At 62.3% G+C, this 15,316-nt stretch carries 12 protein-coding genes; 7 read left to right on the top strand and 5 right to left on the bottom strand.

The window, feature by feature from the left end; translation table 11 throughout:
- The first annotated feature begins 15 nt into the window (after positions 1-15).
- From AB4Y97_RS00420 to AB4Y97_RS00410, 3 genes are all read left to right on the top strand, one after another.
- Positions 16-1,092: an ABC transporter ATP-binding protein gene (locus tag AB4Y97_RS00420; protein ID WP_441997014.1), complete on the top strand. Its 1,077-nt coding sequence runs from the start codon at positions 16-18 to the stop codon at positions 1,090-1,092.
- Positions 1,092-2,744: an ABC transporter permease gene (locus AB4Y97_RS00415; protein ID WP_441997013.1), complete on the top strand. Its 1,653-nt coding sequence runs from the start codon at positions 1,092-1,094 to the stop codon at positions 2,742-2,744. The genes AB4Y97_RS00420 and AB4Y97_RS00415 overlap by 1 nt, the downstream gene beginning before the upstream one ends.
- A gap of 265 nt (positions 2,745-3,009) precedes the next feature.
- Positions 3,010-4,197 carry a multidrug effflux MFS transporter gene (locus AB4Y97_RS00410; RefSeq protein ID WP_441997012.1) on the top strand — a complete coding sequence of 396 codons (1,188 nt, stop codon included), beginning with the start codon at positions 3,010-3,012 and terminating at the stop codon, positions 4,195-4,197.
- Here AB4Y97_RS00410 and AB4Y97_RS00405 read toward each other — a convergent pair.
- A complete protein-coding gene (locus tag AB4Y97_RS00405; RefSeq protein ID WP_441997011.1) occupies positions 4,151-5,095 on the bottom strand; it encodes a LysR family transcriptional regulator in 945 nt (314 codons plus the stop codon). The two genes, AB4Y97_RS00410 and AB4Y97_RS00405, sit on opposite strands and share 47 nt — an antisense overlap.
- 140 nt (positions 5,096-5,235) lie before the next feature.
- Between AB4Y97_RS00405 and AB4Y97_RS00400 the strand changes: the two genes are divergently transcribed.
- Together AB4Y97_RS00400 and AB4Y97_RS00395 are read left to right on the top strand one after the other, a co-directional pair.
- Positions 5,236-6,435, top strand: coding sequence for an acyl-CoA dehydrogenase (locus AB4Y97_RS00400; protein ID WP_441997010.1), 1,200 nt, complete (start codon positions 5,236-5,238; stop codon positions 6,433-6,435).
- A 19-nt stretch (positions 6,436-6,454) separates the two neighbouring features.
- Positions 6,455-7,630 carry a CaiB/BaiF CoA transferase family protein gene (locus AB4Y97_RS00395; protein WP_441997009.1) on the top strand — a complete coding sequence of 392 codons (1,176 nt, stop codon included), beginning with the start codon at positions 6,455-6,457 and terminating at the stop codon, positions 7,628-7,630.
- A 76-nt stretch (positions 7,631-7,706) separates the two neighbouring features.
- Here AB4Y97_RS00395 and AB4Y97_RS00390 read toward each other — a convergent pair whose 3' ends face one another.
- A complete protein-coding gene (locus tag AB4Y97_RS00390; protein WP_441997008.1) occupies positions 7,707-8,276 on the bottom strand; it encodes a TetR/AcrR family transcriptional regulator in 570 nt (189 codons plus the stop codon).
- Between the two features lie 142 nt (positions 8,277-8,418).
- On the opposite strand from AB4Y97_RS00390, the gene AB4Y97_RS00385 reads away from it, so the two are divergent.
- Positions 8,419-9,552: an efflux RND transporter periplasmic adaptor subunit gene (locus AB4Y97_RS00385; protein WP_441997007.1), complete on the top strand. Its 1,134-nt coding sequence runs from the start codon at positions 8,419-8,421 to the stop codon at positions 9,550-9,552.
- 11 nt (positions 9,553-9,563) lie between these two features.
- The gene (locus AB4Y97_RS00380; protein ID WP_441997006.1) at positions 9,564-12,656 is read left to right on the top strand and encodes an efflux RND transporter permease subunit; all 3,093 of its coding nucleotides are present in this window, start codon (positions 9,564-9,566) and stop codon (positions 12,654-12,656) included.
- Positions 12,657-12,832: 176 nt separating this feature from the next.
- Here the strand turns inward: AB4Y97_RS00380 and AB4Y97_RS00375 are convergent, their stop codons facing one another.
- The 3 genes from AB4Y97_RS00375 to AB4Y97_RS00365 form a co-directional block, all read right to left on the bottom strand.
- The gene (locus tag AB4Y97_RS00375) at positions 12,833-13,285 is read right to left on the bottom strand and encodes a Fur family transcriptional regulator (RefSeq protein ID WP_441997005.1); all 453 of its coding nucleotides are present in this window, start codon (positions 13,283-13,285) and stop codon (positions 12,833-12,835) included.
- A gap of 196 nt (positions 13,286-13,481) precedes the next feature.
- Positions 13,482-13,892: a Fur family transcriptional regulator gene (locus AB4Y97_RS00370; RefSeq protein WP_441997004.1), complete on the bottom strand. Its 411-nt coding sequence runs from the start codon at positions 13,890-13,892 to the stop codon at positions 13,482-13,484.
- 245 nt (positions 13,893-14,137) lie between these two features.
- Positions 14,138-15,313, bottom strand: coding sequence for a Gfo/Idh/MocA family protein (locus AB4Y97_RS00365; RefSeq protein WP_441997003.1), 1,176 nt, complete (start codon positions 15,311-15,313; stop codon positions 14,138-14,140).
- Positions 15,314-15,316: the final 3 nt, after the last annotated feature.

The raw sequence follows: 15,316 nt of genomic DNA, 5'->3' as shown, positions 1-15,316 counted from the left end.
AAACAGGAGTGGGGCGTGGCGGATTTGAAAATCCAGGGATTGGCCAAGAGTTATAAGGACATCCGCGTCCTCGAGAGCATCGATCTCGATATTGCCTCGGGCGAATTCTTCACCCTTCTCGGCCCCAGCGGATGTGGAAAAACCACGCTTTTGAGGACCATCGCCGGGTTCCAGCATCAGGATCGCGGCGAAATCATCGTCAAGGGAGAGCGGATCGACGACAAGCCCGCCCATAAGCGCGACATCGGCATGGTGTTCCAGGATTACGCCGTTTTCCCCCATCTGACGGTTGCCGAGAACGTGGCTTTCGGGCTCAAGGCCCGCTCCCTGCCCAAGGCCGAGATCGAGGCCCGGGTGGCCGAGAGCCTGAAGATGGTGCGTCTCGACGGCTATCAGTCCCGGCTGCCCGCGGAAATGTCCGGCGGCCAGCAGCAGCGCATCGGCCTTGCCCGCGCCATGGCGATCCGCCCGACCCTGCTTCTCATGGACGAGCCCCTGTCCAACCTGGACGCCAAGCTGCGCATCGAGTTGCGGGAGGATATCCGCGATATCCAGCGGCGGCTCGGCATCACCACCATCTATGTCACCCATGACCAGGAGGAGGCGCTCGCCGTCTCCGACCGCATCTGTGTGATGCATAAAGGTCGTGCGGAGCAGATCGGCACCCCGTTCGAGATCTACCGCCAGCCGGCCCGCCGGTTCGCCGCGAGCTTCGTCGGCACCATGAATTTTCTGCCCGCCCATATCGAAGGCGGACGGCTCACGGTGGGCAGCCAATCGGTTCCTTTCTCTGGTGGGGCGAAGAGCGGCGCCCTCGAGGTGGCCATCCGGCCGGAGAATGTCGTTCTCACCGGCGAGCCCATCGCGGGCGAGGCGATTTCCCTGCGCGGCGAGGTCCGCAAGGTGACGTTCCTGGGGCGTGAGGCCCATTACACGCTCAAGACGGAGGCCGGTGAGATTATCGCCCAGGTCGCCGATCCGAGCGCCGATTTCATCGCAATGGAAGGCCGTCCCGTCGATGTGCGCCTGCCGCTTGCGAAGATCGCCCTGTTCGATCAGAACGGCGACGTGGTGAAGACGGGGCAAGCGTGATGACCAGGCGCATCCGTTTCGATCTGTGGACCTTCGTCCTCATCGCGGCCTGGGCCGTTCTCCTCGTCCTGCTGGTCTGGCCGCTTTCCTCGATTCTGCGCGCCAGTCTGCTCGACAATGAGACCGGCGCCTTCTCCCTGATCCATTATGTCGAGATCTTCACCATCAAGGCCTATCAACGGGCCATCGGCAACACCTTCATCGCCGGGTTCGGCGGCATGGCCGGGGCCCTCGTCCTCGGCGTGACGCTGGCCTTCGTGACCACGCGGTTCCGCATCTACGGCCGCGCGCTCATCCAGACGCTCGCCGTCGTCGCCCTTGTCTCGCCGCCCTTCATCGGTGCCTATGCCTGGATCGTGCTGTTCGGCGCGAGCGGCGTCGTCCGTAAAGGGCTTGCCTCCATCGGGATCTCGATCCCGCCGATCTATGGGGTCGCGGGCGTCATCTTGGTGTTCAGCCTGAAATTCTTTCCGCACGTGTTCCTGATCACTTCCGGCGCGCTTGCCGCCATCAACCGCTCGGTGGAAGAAGCGGCGGAAAGCCTGGGCGTGCCGCCATGGAAGCGCCTGTTCACGATCACCTTCCCGCTCATCCTGCCCGCGATCTCGGCAAGCGCGCTTCTGACCTTCGTTCTGTCGATTGCCGATTTCGGCACGCCGCGCATCATCGGGCGTGACTTCAACGTGCTGGCGACGGAAGCCTTCAACCTGTTCTCGGGCGAGGTCGGCGGCAATCCGGGCATGGCCTCGGCGCTCAGCATCGCGCTCATCGTTCTGTCGATGATGGTCGTGTTCGGGCAGCGCTGGGTACTGCGCAAGAACGTCTATTACAGCAACCTGATCAAGAAGCCCGAGCGCCAACGCGCAAGCGGTCTGAAATCGGTCGGCCTCCACGTTCTCGCCTACGCCATCGTGCTGATGGGTGCGCTGCCCGCGATCATCGTGGTGCTGTTCTCCTTCCGGCGCACCAGCGGCCCGGTGTTCCAGCCTGGCCTGAGCCTGCAGAGCTACGAGAAGGTCATCGCGACCGTGTCGGATCCGATCTGGAACACGCTGATGTTCTCCTCGGTGGCCGTCGTCGCCATCGTGATCAGCGGCACGCTCATCGGTTACCTGATCTCGCGGCGGCCGAGCGTCGCCACGGGGGCGCTCGATGCGCTGCTGATGGTGCCCTACATCGTGCCCGGCATCGTGATGGGCATCGCCTTCATCACTCGCTTCAACAATCCCCCGCTTGCGCTCACCGGCACGGGTCTCGTCATCATCCTCGCGGTCTATGTACGCCGTCTGCCCTATTCGGCGCGCTCGGTAGCGGCCGCGTTGAAGCAGGTGGGGCCGAATCTGGAGGATGCCGCGATCAGCCTCGGCTATTCGCCGGGCAAGGCTTTCATGAAGGTCACGGTCCCTCTCATCCTGCCGGGCATTCTCGCCGGCGCGCTCATGAGCTTCGTGACGGCGATGAACGAGCTTTCGTCCTCGCTCGTGCTCTATGTGGGCCGCACGATCACGATGCCGGTCCGCATCTATATGTCGGTCATGGATGGTGAATACGGCACGGCTTCGGCGCTCTCCACCATTCTGCTGACCATGACCGTGATCGCGGTCTACGGTGCCTTCCACCTGTCCGGACGCAAGGAAAGCGCTCTCCTGTAAAGGATGACATTGCCGGACTTTCTCGATAAATCGTGTCGCGAGCCCATCGCGGCACGCATGGATCCGCTGCATTCGTCTCTTGACCCGCGCGCGGTGCGGCATAAAAGCATGATACACAGTTGGCTGCGGATTCCTGCCCCGCGGAGCTGTGACCCAGTTCAACAGCGCGTTTTCCTTACCTGCTTGCCTCGATCGCCTGTGTTTTTGAAAGCGCAGGCCAATTGATCAATCCCGGTCCTTCGGATCGGGCGACGGAAGTTTTTTCATGAAGTCCGCTTTTCTGCGCAATGCCCTCGTCCTCGGCATGCTGTCCGCCATCGGGCCCTTCGCCATCGACATGTATCTGCCCGCTTTCCCGGCGATTTCGCGGGAATTGCAGGTGGATGTCGGTGCCGTCCAGATGAGCCTGATGAGCTTCTTCCTGGCGGTCGCGATCTGCCAAGTCATCTATGGCCCGATCTCGGATCAGGTCGGCCGCAAGCCGCCGATCTATTTCGGGCTGACCTTGTTCATCCTGGGCGCCATCGGCTGCAGCTTCGCCAAAAGTGCCGAGATGCTGATCGCATTCCGGTTTCTCCAGGGCGTCGGGGCCTGCGCCAGCATGGTCATCACCCGGGCCATCATTCGCGATCTGCATACGGGCGCGGAAGCCGCGCGGCTCATGGCGACGACGATGCTGGTGTTCAGCGTGTCGCCGATCCTGGCGCCCTTGGCAGGCAGCATGCTCACCGAGTTCTTCAGCTGGCGCGTCATTTTCTGGGCCATCGCCGGCATCGGCCTGATCGGGCTCGTCATCGTGGCGACCCTGCTGCCGGAAACGCGGGTTTCGGGAACGAGCCACAGGAGTATCGGAGGCATCGCCCGCACCTATGGAAATCTCCTGAGAGACTGGCGCTTCCTCGGGCTCGTCTTCATCGGCGGTCTCGGCCAGTCGAGCTTCTTTGCCTATCTTGCCGGCTCGTCAGTGGTGTTCATCGAGCATTTCGGCCTGACGCCGTCCCGCTACAGCCTCGTCTTCGCCTCGAACGCCATCGCCTTCATCGGCGGAGCGCAGTTCAACAGCATGTTGATGCGGCGGTTCGGGGCCGAGCGTGTGGTGCGTACCGCAATCAGCGTGTTCGCCGCGTTGACGACCCTGCTTTTCGTTCTGACTCTCGCCGGCATCGACAGCGCGTTCGTTCTGTGGGGGCTCCTGTTCATGTCCTTTGGCTGCCTTGGCCTCGTGATTCCATCGACGGCGGTCCTGGCGCTCGAAACCCATGGTCCGATCGCCGGAACGGCATCTGCCCTCATGGGCACGCTGCAGCTTTGCTCGGGCGCCATCGTGATCATGCTCGTGAGCGCCTTCTTCGACGGCTCATCGCTGTCGATGGTGGCGGCAATCGCGGTTTGCGGATGGTCCGCTTTCACCTTGAGCTGGACGGTTCTGAAGCGGGCAAAGCCCTATCCGTAGCGGAGTCCTGTCGCGCCTTCGCCTTGATCCAATCGCGGAACGAGCGCACCAGCGGCGCTTCCGCCTTGGGTTCGGGATAGATGAGGTAATAGGCGCCGCTGCTGATCAGGCTTTGGGGGAAAAGAATTTCGAGACGCCCCGAGGCGAGTTCATCCGCGATCAGGAAATGCGGGATAAGCCCCGCGCCAAGCCCCGCCACGGCCGCCTGGGCGACCATGGCAAACTGCTCGAAGCGCGGCCCGCGCAAGGCGTTGCCGATCTCCACATTCACGCCGGCGAACCATTCCGCCCAGGCGGTGGAACGGGTGCTTTGTTGAAGAAGCGTGGCGCGGGTCAGATCCTGCGGGACACGAATATTCTCCCGCTCCCGGTAGGCCGGGCTGCATACGGGCACGCATTCCTCGTTCATGAGAAGGTCGCACCCGGCCCCGGGCCAGTGCGGCTGGCCGAAATGGATCGCCGCATCGAAGGGCTCGGCCGCGAAATCGAACGGCACCAGGCGCACGCCGAAATTCACCGTCACATCCGGATGCCGCGCAAAAAATTCAGGCATGCGCGGAATGAGCCAGCGGGTGCCGAAGGTGGGCAGAACCGCAAGGTTGAGGACGCCGCTCGTACCCGAGAGCGCGATGGCCTGGCGGGTCGCGTCGGAGAGGTCGCCGAGCGTGGTTCGCACATTGGCCGCATACATGCGCCCCACATCGGTCAGCACCACCCGCTGCCGGGACCGGCTGAACAGGTGCACGCCCAACGATTCCTCAAGCTGCTGGATCTGGCGCGAGACGGCGCTTTGCGTGAGGTTCAATTCCTCCGCCGCCCGGGATACGCTGCCATGGCGGGCCGTGGCCTCGAAGGCGAGAAGGTTGCCGACACTCGGGAGAAAGCCGCGACGGAGCACAAGTTCATTCCATTTGCGAATAACCTGCTTCGAAGATGTCGCTTTACATCCGGCCTGTCCAGCGCGACTTTGCGGCCCAAATTCATCAACTTCAGCCGGCGCGCCGGATTTCGGCGGCGCTCAGCAAAAGGAAACGCATCATGGCAGGCGCCCATAAGGAAATTGCGAAACTGAAGTGGGACGATCCGCTCCTCATCGATGACCTGCTCACCGATGACGAGCGCATGATCCGCGATACGGCCCGCGCCTATGCCCAGGACAAGCTCCTGCCGCGCGTGATCGAGGCTTATCGGGAGGAGCGCACCGACCGCGCCATCTTCAACGAGATGGGCGATCTCGGCCTTCTCGGCGTGACCCTGCCGGAGGAATACGGCTGCGCCGGCGCCTCCTATGTGGCCTATGGCCTTGTGGCACGGGAGGTCGAGCGGGTCGATTCCGGCTACCGCTCCATGATGAGCGTGCAATCCTCCCTCGTCATGTATCCGATCTATGCCTATGGCAGCGAGGAGCAGCGCCAGAAATACCTGCCGAAGCTCGCCTCGGGTGAGTTCGTCGGCTGCTTCGGCCTGACCGAGCCGGATGCGGGCTCCGATCCCGGCGGCATGAAGACCCGCGCCGAGAAGATCGACGGCGGCTATCGCCTGACCGGCACCAAGATGTGGATTTCCAACTCCCCCATCGCGGACGTGTTCGTGGTGTGGGCGAAGTCGGCCGCGCACAACAACGAGATTCGCGGCTTCGTGCTCGACAAGGGCATGAAGGGCCTCTCCGCCCCGAAGATTGGCGGCAAGCTCTCCCTTCGCGCCTCGATCACCGGCGAGATCGTGATGGATGGCGTCGAGGTCGGCGAGGACGCGCTGCTGCCGAACGTGTCGGGCCTGAAGGGCCCGTTCGGCTGCCTCAACCGGGCGCGCTACGGCATCTCCTGGGGCGCCATGGGCGCGGCGGAGGATTGCTGGCACCGGGCGCGCCAATACACTCTCGACCGCAAGCAATTCGACAAGCCGCTGGCGGCAACGCAGCTCGTGCAAAAGAAGCTTGCCGACATGATGACCGAGATCACGCTCGGCCTCCATGCGTCGTTGCGCGTCGGCCGCCTCTTCGATGAGGGCCGCATGGCGCCGGAAATGATTTCGCTGGTCAAGCGCAACAATTGCGGCAAGGCGCTCGACATCGCCCGCCAAGCCCGCGACATGCATGGCGGCAACGGCATCCAGGAGGAATACCACGTGATGCGCCACGCGCAGAACCTGGAGACCGTCAACACCTATGAGGGCACGCATGACGTGCATGCTCTCATCCTGGGTCGCGCGCAGACCGGTTTGCAGGCGTTCTACTAAAGCGAAGGCGGACAACATCATGATGAAGCCGCTTGAGGGTCTCAAAGTCCTCGAACTCGCCCGCATCCTGGCCGGTCCATGGGTCGGCCAGCTCATGGCCGATCTCGGCGCGGATGTGGTGAAGGTCGAGCGGCCCGGCGCGGGGGACGATACCCGCGGCTGGGGCCCGCCCTTTATCGAGGGCGCGGATGGCGGCGATCTCTCGGCGGCTTATTTCCACTCCTGCAACAGGGGCAAGCGCTCCATCGCGGTCGATTTCGAGACGCCTGAAGGCCAGGAGCTTGTCCGCAGGCTTGCGGCTCACGCGGATGTGGTGATCGAGAACTTCAAGGTCGGTGGCCTGAAGAAGTACGGACTCGATTACGAGAGCCTCAAAGCCGTCAATCCGCGCCTCGTCTACTGCTCCATCACGGGCTTCGGCCAGAACGGACCCTATGCGACGCGCGCCGGGTACGACTTCATGATCCAGGGCATGGGCGGGATCATGGACCTGACCGGCGATCCGGAGGGCGAGCCGCAGAAGATCGGCGTGGCTTTCGCCGACATTTTTACCGGAGTCTATTCGGTCGTCGGCGTGCTTGCTGCGCTTCGCCGCCGGGACGAGACGGGGGAAGGCGCTCATATCGACATGGCGCTCCTCGATGTGCAGACGAGCGTGCTCGCCAACCAAGCCATGAATTATCTGGCCTCCGGCAAGTCGCCTAGGCGCATGGGCAATGCCCATCCCAATATCGTGCCGTATCAGGTGTTTCCCGTCGCAGACGGGCATGTGATCGTGGCCGTCGGCAATGACAGTCAATATGCCCGGTTCGTGACCGTGCTCGGACGGCCCGATCTGGCGCAGGACGAGCGCTTCAAGACCAATGCAGGTCGGGTACGCCACCGGCCCGAGCTAGTGCCGATTCTCACCGAATTGACCCTCAAGATGACCCGCGACGCCCTGCTTTCCGCGCTGGAGGTTCAGGGCGTTCCGGCGGGGCCGATCAATACGGTGGCCGACGTTTTCGCCGATCCGCAGGTCATCGCGCGCGGGCTGAAGATCGATCTGCCTGCGCCTGCGGCCAAGAACGGGACGATTCCGTCCGTGCGCTCGCCCATCGTGATCGATGGCAAGCCCATGGCGGCGGGTCGTCCGTCACCACGCCTTGGCGAGCATACGGACGAGGTTTCGAACGATCCTTCCTGGATCGCCTGATCGGAGAAAAAGACGCTGGAGTTTGATACCGCGGGAACTTGACGGACAAACGGTTTTCCCTTGTCCGGATCATGCTCTATTCGGCGATGCCTTTGCTCAGCAGGCGGTTGATGGCGTCGACGATCTTCTCGCGGTCGTCATCCGAAAAGGGGCTGATGTCGTGCATTTCCATGCTGCGCAGCCCTTCGACCGCAAGCCAGGCCAGGAGGCTTGCATCGAGATCGTCCGAGGTCGATTTCAGCTTCCCCAGGGTTTCCTTGACCACGTTGCGGACGGGTTCGAGAAGCCGCGGATTTTCTGACGAGGCCGCCAGCATGCCGGTGGCGATTTCCTTCATCTTGCCGTTGCTGCACATGGTCAGAAGAGCCTGGGTGCAAAGCCGGGCCTCCAGGTTACGACCGAGAGGAGCCTGCCTCCGAAGTGCCTCCTTTTTGGAAGATACCTCATCGACCAGACGTTGAATCATGCCTTGGAGGAGTGCTTCTTTGCTCGGAAAGTTGTAAAGAAGCCCGCCCTTGCTGAGTCCGGCGCGCTCCGCAACGGCATCGAGAGTCAGGCGTCCCGAGCCGATTTCGCTGACGAGTTCTGCGGCGGCATCGAGAATTTTTTCTCGGGAACTTTTTCGTCCCGGAATACAACCAAACATTCACGCCTCTTGCACTGCACCGTCCAGACGGTATATAAAGGGTCCCTCGGCATTGGCGTCAAGGGGAAGTTGCGCTAGAGCCACCCCTCCACATTCAGACAGGATATCCGGTTCCCGGACCTGAACATTTCGGAACAAGCCCATGAAACGGCGCATCGTAGTCTTTGTTGTGTTCATACTTGCGATTGGGCTCTGCGCCGGTCTGGTCTGGTTCAATTTCTTCAAAGAGAAAATGATCAAGGACTTCTTCGCCAATATGCAGCAGCCGCCGCAGGTTGTTTCTTCGGCGAAGGTCGAGGCGAAGACCTGGAATCCGGGCGTCAGCGCCATCGGAACGGCCCGTGCCGCCAATGGCGTCGAGCTTTCGTTCGAAACCCCCGGCATCGTCAAGCAGATCAACTTCAAGGCGAACCAGGAAGTCCGCAAGGGCGAGGTGCTGGTTCAGCTCGACGACACCGTGGAGCGGGCCGACCTGCAGGATGTCCAGGCCGCCGTGAAGGTTGGCGAGAGCAATTTCGAGCGCGCGAAGACATTGTCCTCGCGCGGCTATGGCACGGAAGTCAATTTCGATCAGGCCAGCGCCGTGCTCGCCGCAGCGCGTTCCCGCCTGGCGCGACTCGAGGCGACCATCGAGCAGAAAGCCCTGAAAGCGCCCTTCTCAGGCGTCATCGGCATTCCGCGCATCGATATCGGTCAATATCTGCAGCCTGGCACCGTGATCGCGAGCTTCCAGGACCTGTCGTCGATGAAGGTCGACTTCACGGTTCCCGAGCAGGACGCTAGCAAGATCAAGCTCGGCCAGGAGGTGCGCGTCGGTGTGACAGGGAGTGACCTTCGCTTTACCGGACACGTAACCGGCAAGGATCCGCGTGTCGATCCCAAGACGCGGCTCGTTTCTGTTCAGGCCGCAGTCGAGAACAACAAGGATGGGGCGATCCTGCCCGGCCAGTTCCTCAACGTCGAAGCGATCCTGCCGCCTGAGCCGAACGTAGTCACGATTCCGCAGACGTCCGTGATTACCAGCCTCTATGGCGATTACGTCTATACGATCGAACCGGCGGAGAAGGCGGGCAAGACGGTCGACGTCGCCAAGCAGGTTTTCGTGAAGACAGGGCGCCGTCGCGGCGGCACCGTGGAAGTTCTTTCCGGCGTGGAGCCCGGCCAGCAGGTCGTAGCCTCCGGTCAGAACAAACTTCAGGCAGGATCGACGGTCAAAATCAACAACACGATCGATTTGACCAAAGCCGACGCGACGAAGTTCGCGACCGGACAATAGGCACAACTCCCATGAGTTTCACTGAACTCTTCATTCGCCGCCCGGTCTTGTCGATGGTGGTGAGCCTCCTGATCCTGCTGCTCGGCGCGCAGGGTCTGATGAGCCTTCAGGTGCGTCAGTACCCGGAGGTCGAGGAAACCACGATCACGATCACGACCACCTATACGGGCGCCAGCGCGGACCTGATGCAGGGCTTCATCAGCACGCCCATTGCCAAGGCCGTGTCGAGCGCCGAGGGCGTCGATTACGTGACGTCGCAGAGCCGGCTCGGTCTGAGTACGGTCTCCGTACGCATGCGCCTGAACACCGATCCCAACGCGGCGCTGACCGAGGTGACCGCGAAGGTGCAGACGGTGCGCGCGCAATTGCCCACCGATGCCGAAGACCCGGTCATCATGAAGGGCACGGGCCAGACCTTCGCCCTGATGTACCTGACCTTTGCTAGCTCGGAGATGAATCCAGAGCAGGTCTCGGAATTCCTCACCCGCGTGGTGCAGCCGCGCTTCGCCACGCTTGAAGGCGTGGGGTCCGCCGATATTCTCGGCGGACGCGACTTCTCCATGCGCATCTGGATCGATCCGGTGCGTCTCGCCGCCCGTGGGGTGACCGCAGGCGACGTGGTGACGGCGGTTCGTGCCAGCAACTTCCTCGCCGCGCCCGGCAAAACTCAGAACGAGTTCGTCGCCTACGCGCTCGAGATGCAGACCACGTTCCAGACGCCGGAATCCTTCGGCACGCTGCCGATTCGCTCCAACGGCGATCAGGTCGTGCGTCTGCGCGATGTGGCCGATGTGGCGCTGGGCCCGAAGAGCACCGATACCAAGGTCAGCTTCAACGGCAAGGAAGGTACCTTCATCGGCATCACGCCGACGCCCTCCGCTAACCCGCTGACCGTGGCCGCGGCGGTCACCAAGGCCATCGACGACATCCGGCCGACCCTGCCGAAGGGCATGACGGTTCAGATCGTCTACGATGCGTCGAACTTCATCTCGGCCTCGATCGAGGAAGTTTTCAAGACCATCGGCGAAGCGGCGTTGATCGTGATCATCGTGATTCTGCTCTTCCTCGGCTCCTTCCGCTCGGTGCTGATTCCCATCGTGACGATTCCGCTCTCGCTGGTGGGCGTCTGCTTCGTGCTCTTTGCGCTGGGTTACTCGATCAACCTGCTGACCCTGCTCGCCATGGTGCTCGCCATTGGCCTCGTGGTCGACGACGCCATCGTGGTGCTGGAGAACATCCACCGCCACATCGAGGAGGGCCTGAAGCCGGTCGATGCCGCCATCGTGGGCATGAAGGAAATCTTCGTGCCGATCGTCTCCATGACGATCACTCTCGCGGCGGTCTATGCGCCTATCGGCTTCACACAGGGCCTCACGGGCACGTTGTTCCGCGAATTCGCCTTCACGCTCGCCGGATCGGTCGTGATCTCGGGTATCGTCGCGGTGACGCTCTCGCCCATGATGTCGTCGAAGCTTTTGAAGCCGCATGGCCATGGCGGACAGACCGGCTTCGCGGGCTTCGTGGACCGCGCCTTCACGCGCGTGGAGAACTGGTATTCCCGGCGCTTGAAAGGCTCACTCGATTATCGGCCCGTCACGCTGACCATCGTCATTGCCCTTTTGGCAACGACGGCGTTCCTGTTCACCAAGACCTCATCCGAGCTTGCGCCGGAAGAGGATCAGGGCGCCTATCTCGGCATCGTCAACGCCCCGCAATATGCCACGGCGGATTACACCCAGACCTTCGCGTCGCAGTTCACGAATGCGGGCGATAAGATCCCCGAGATCGACGATTCCTTCCTCATCGTCGGCATCGACGGCGGCGGCGGTGGTTTCGTCGGCTTCAAGCTCAAGGAGTGGAGCGAGCGCCAGAAGAAGGGCGTCGTGACCAAGCAGGAGATTCAGAATCTTCTGAATGAGAATGCCGGTGTCCAGGCCTTCGTCTTCGCACCGCCATCTCTGCCTGGTGCTGGCGGCGGTCTGCCGATCCAATATGTGCTGCGTACGATCGGCGACCCCGCTCAGGCCTATGAGGTCGCGGAGCAGGTCAAACAGAAGGCGATGGCGACCGGCAAGTTCATCATCGTCCAGAACTCCGTGTCCTATCAGACGCCGCGGGCCCGCATCGTCGTCGACCGCGACCGGGCGGCGGCCATGGGCGTGCCGGTCAGCGAGATCGGCAACACTCTTGGCGCTCTGGTCGGCGGCGCTCCGATCTCGAAATTCGACCGGGACAACCGGAGCTACGACGTCATCAGCCAGGTGCGGCAGGTAGATCGTCTGAACCCGGAGCGTCTGGGCGAGTACTATGTCCGCGCCTCGGATGGCTCGATGGTGCCGCTCTCGGCCCTCGTGCGCATCAAGACGGATGCGGCGCCGGCGGCGATCGAGCAGTTCAACCAGCTCAACGCCGCGACGCTCTCGGCGCTTCCCCTTCCCGGCGTGACCACGTCCGAGGGTCTGCAGGCCCTTCGCTCCATCGCGAAGGAAACCATGCCGGAGGGCTTCTATGAGGATTACGCAGGTCAGTCGCGCCTGGAGGTGCAGGAGGGCAGCTCGATCGCGCTCGCCTTTGGCCTTGCCATCATCGTGATCTATCTCGTGCTCGCGGCCCAGTTCGAGAGCTTCCGGGACCCGTTTATCATCATGATGTCGGTGCCGCTCTCGATGTTCGGTGCGATGATCTTCCTGAATCTCGGTCTGGCGACTCTCAACATCTATACGGAGGTCGGTCTGATCACCCTTGTGGGCCTGATCACCAAACACGGCATCCTGATGGTGGAGTTCGCCAACGAGCTCAAGGAGAAGAAGGGCGTCAGCCGGCGCGAGGCGATCCAGGAGGCGGCCCGGGTGCGGTTGCGTCCGATCCTCATGACCACCGCCGCCATGGTGCTCGGCGTCGCGCCGCTTCTTTACGCCAGCGGCGCGGGTGCGGCCGCCCGTTTCTCCATGGGGCTCGTGATTGCCGCGGGCATGTCCATCGGGACGATCTTCACCCTCTTCGTGGTGCCGATGTTCTACACCTACATCTCGCGGGAGAAGAGAAAGGTGCTGGCGGAAGAGGCGAAGCCTCGCGTTCCCCACCGGGCTCTCGCAGCCGAGTAGCAAAAAGGCCGGGCAATGCCCGGCCTTTCTCTTTGTTGCCTCGATAGGGCAGGGCGGCGGTGCCCTGACCTTTCTTTTCAAGAACAGGTTCCGATCCGATCGGAACGAGCCCTAGAAATCTTCATCTTGTCCCGTTTTCTGACGCAGAGCCGGTATCCGCCTCTGCGGAAAATGGTTTAGCGGGCCATCTCGCCTTCGACTTCGATGAAGGGCGAGAGGGATCTGAAGCCTGCTTCCTCGGCTGCCTTCTGGACGGCTTCCGCGACTTCCTTGGAATGAACCTCGACGGTCTGGCCCGTCTTGGTGCAGACGAACATGATCTTCATCGCGTTCACTTCGGGCTGGCCGTGCGACACGATGTAGGAGTTCTGCGTCGCCAGGCGGTGGACGAGGCCGGCATCGCGAAGAAAGTCGAGAGCCCGGTAGATCGTCACAGGAGCGAGACGCTTCTTGTCGCTGCTCAACCTGTCCACGAGATCGTAGGCGCCGACGGGGCCGCCGCTCTGTACGAGCTCGCGATAAACGCGCTCGCGGATTGGCGTCAGACGCAGATTGTTGGCACGGCACAGATCATCCGCACGCTGGAGGAGCATATCCTCCTCATCTTTCCGTTGGGTTCGGGCGCTCATAGCAGGCTCCTGTTATTTCGAATCCTACATGTTCATATAGGTAAAGCTTGACTTGTACAATGTGGTATCGTTGCAATTTATGCTTGCAGATATGCAGAACTGGGTTGTCCCAACGGCGTTGTTGCATAACGGGAATTAGAGGGGAGGTTCTCGATGCCAATAGGCAAAGGGATAAGAATAACGGCCTAAAGCAATTTTATTGCGAGCAGGTTTCGCAGAGGCCCCTGACTTCGACAGTTACTTTCTTTGGGTGGAAGGCGTGAGCCTCGCTCCACCCGATAAGCCGGTCGCTGATTTGGGAATCTGTAAATTCGGTGACCTGGCCGCATTCCTCGCAGATGGCGAAGGCCGCCATGTCGTGATGGTGCGGGTGCTTGCAGGCCACATAGGCATTGAGGCTCTCGAGCCGGTGGGCCAGCCCTTTCTCGATCAGTTTGTCGAGCGAGCGATAGACCGTGGGTGGGGTCACGGACCCCTTCGCCCGCATCTTGTCCAGGACCTCATAGGCCGAAAGCGGATTCTGCGCCGCCGTCAGAATGCGGTGCACGCGCTTCTGCGTGTCGTTCAACCCCTCGACGGCATGGTCATGATGATGGGTCGAGGTCATGAGAAATCAGCAACTCCGTGCAACCTGAAACAGGTCCGCCCTTCAAAGGGAGCGACCCTGCGCTGTCGTGACCGAATATCGTCCATATGGCAAGCGGACCATTCGCTCGGCTCGGCCTGCCATGGGTTTTATAGGGGCCCAACCCCGCCGCTTCCAGCCAGCACCATGCCGGTGTGACAACATGGATGAATCGGGAACCGGCATCCCGGCACCGAAGGCGACTGCACCGCCAGAGAAAGCTCAGTTCAGAGGCAGACCCATACCGACTTTCTCTGCGACGAGCGAACCGCCGCTTCGATGAAGCGTACGCCGCGCACTCCATGCTCGACGGTGGGCACCTGGAGCGAGTACCGATTCGGTTCCCGGCCCTCGAGCCGCGCCGTGATCTGTTCCGCCACATCGGTATAGAGCTGGGCGAAGCCCTCCAGATAGCCTTCCGGATGCCCTGCGGGAATGCGCGAGGCGGCCTGCGAAACCTCCTTCGTGCCCGCGCCGTTGCGCCGGATCAGGCGGGGCGGCTCGCCAAGCGGCGAGAAGACCAGGACATTCGGATTTTCCTGGTGCCATTCGAGTCCAGCCCTGTCGCCATAGATCCGGATGCGCAAGCCGTTCTCCAGGCCCGTGGCCACCTGACTGCACCACAACATTCCCTGAGCGCCGGAGGCGAAGCGCAGCATCATATGCGCGTTGTCGTCGAGCCTACGGCCTTCGACGAAGATGTGCAAATCGGCTGAGAGCGAAGTGACTTCGTCGCCGGTGATGAACTCGGCGAGATTGAAGGCATGCGTGCCGATATCGCCCACCGCGCCGGCCGGTCCCGACCGGGCCGGGTCCGTGCGCCACTCGGCCTGCTTGCTGCCGGTGTCCTCCACGCGGGTGGCGAGCCAGTCCTGTGCATATTCCACCTGCACTACGCGGATCGCGCCGAGATCGCCGACCCGCACCATGGCGCGGGCCTGCCGTACCAGGGGATAGCCAGTATAATTGTGCGTGACTGCGAAAATCAGGCCCGATTCCTTCGCGAGCTTCGCCAGTTGCTCCGCTTCACGGCGCGTGGTGGTGAGGGGCTTGTCGCAGATCACGTGGATGCCGGCTTTCAGGAAAGCCCGCGCCGCCGCCGCATGGGCATGGTTGGGCGTCACGATGGCAACCGCATCGATGCCGTCTTTCAGGCGCCGCTCGCGCCGCGCCATTTCATTGAAATCGTCATAGATCCTATCGGATCGCAGCAGCAGATCCTCGCCGGACAGGCGCGCGCGCTCGGGGTCCGAGGAGAGCGCGCCCGCCACCAGCTCCCAGCGGTCGTCGAGCCGCGCCGCGATGCGGTGGACGGCGCCGATGAAGGCGCCACGCCCGCCGCCGACCATGCCCAGGCGAAGACGTCTTTTCAGATGTTGGTCCTGTGATGCCGTGATTGTCATGGC

Origin of the sequence: Microvirga sp. 2TAF3 (genome assembly GCF_052114965.1) — a bacterium.
GTDB lineage: Bacteria > Pseudomonadota > Alphaproteobacteria > Rhizobiales > Beijerinckiaceae > Microvirga.
This window is presented reverse-complemented; position numbering and strand designations above follow the sequence as displayed.

Bases quoted from the DNA above. Each gene is read 5' to 3' on its own strand.
- AB4Y97_RS00365 (WP_441997003.1), bottom strand. From the start codon at position 15,313: ATGACAATCACGGCATCACAGGACCAACATCTGAAAAGACGTCTTCGC.
- AB4Y97_RS00380 (WP_441997006.1), top strand. From the start codon at position 9,564: ATGAGTTTCACTGAACTCTTCATTCGCCGCCCGGTCTTGTCGATGGTG.
- AB4Y97_RS00395 (WP_441997009.1), top strand. From the start codon at position 6,455: ATGATGAAGCCGCTTGAGGGTCTCAAAGTCCTCGAACTCGCCCGCATC.
- AB4Y97_RS00390 (WP_441997008.1), bottom strand. From the start codon at position 8,276: ATGTTTGGTTGTATTCCGGGACGAAAAAGTTCCCGAGAAAAAATTCTC.
- AB4Y97_RS00415 (WP_441997013.1), top strand. From the start codon at position 1,092: ATGACCAGGCGCATCCGTTTCGATCTGTGGACCTTCGTCCTCATCGCG.
- AB4Y97_RS00375 (WP_441997005.1), bottom strand. From the start codon at position 13,285: ATGAGCGCCCGAACCCAACGGAAAGATGAGGAGGATATGCTCCTCCAG.
- AB4Y97_RS00400 (WP_441997010.1), top strand. From the start codon at position 5,236: ATGGCAGGCGCCCATAAGGAAATTGCGAAACTGAAGTGGGACGATCCG.
- AB4Y97_RS00370 (WP_441997004.1), bottom strand. From the start codon at position 13,892: ATGACCTCGACCCATCATCATGACCATGCCGTCGAGGGGTTGAACGAC.
- AB4Y97_RS00410 (WP_441997012.1), top strand. From the start codon at position 3,010: ATGAAGTCCGCTTTTCTGCGCAATGCCCTCGTCCTCGGCATGCTGTCC.
- AB4Y97_RS00385 (WP_441997007.1), top strand. From the start codon at position 8,419: ATGAAACGGCGCATCGTAGTCTTTGTTGTGTTCATACTTGCGATTGGG.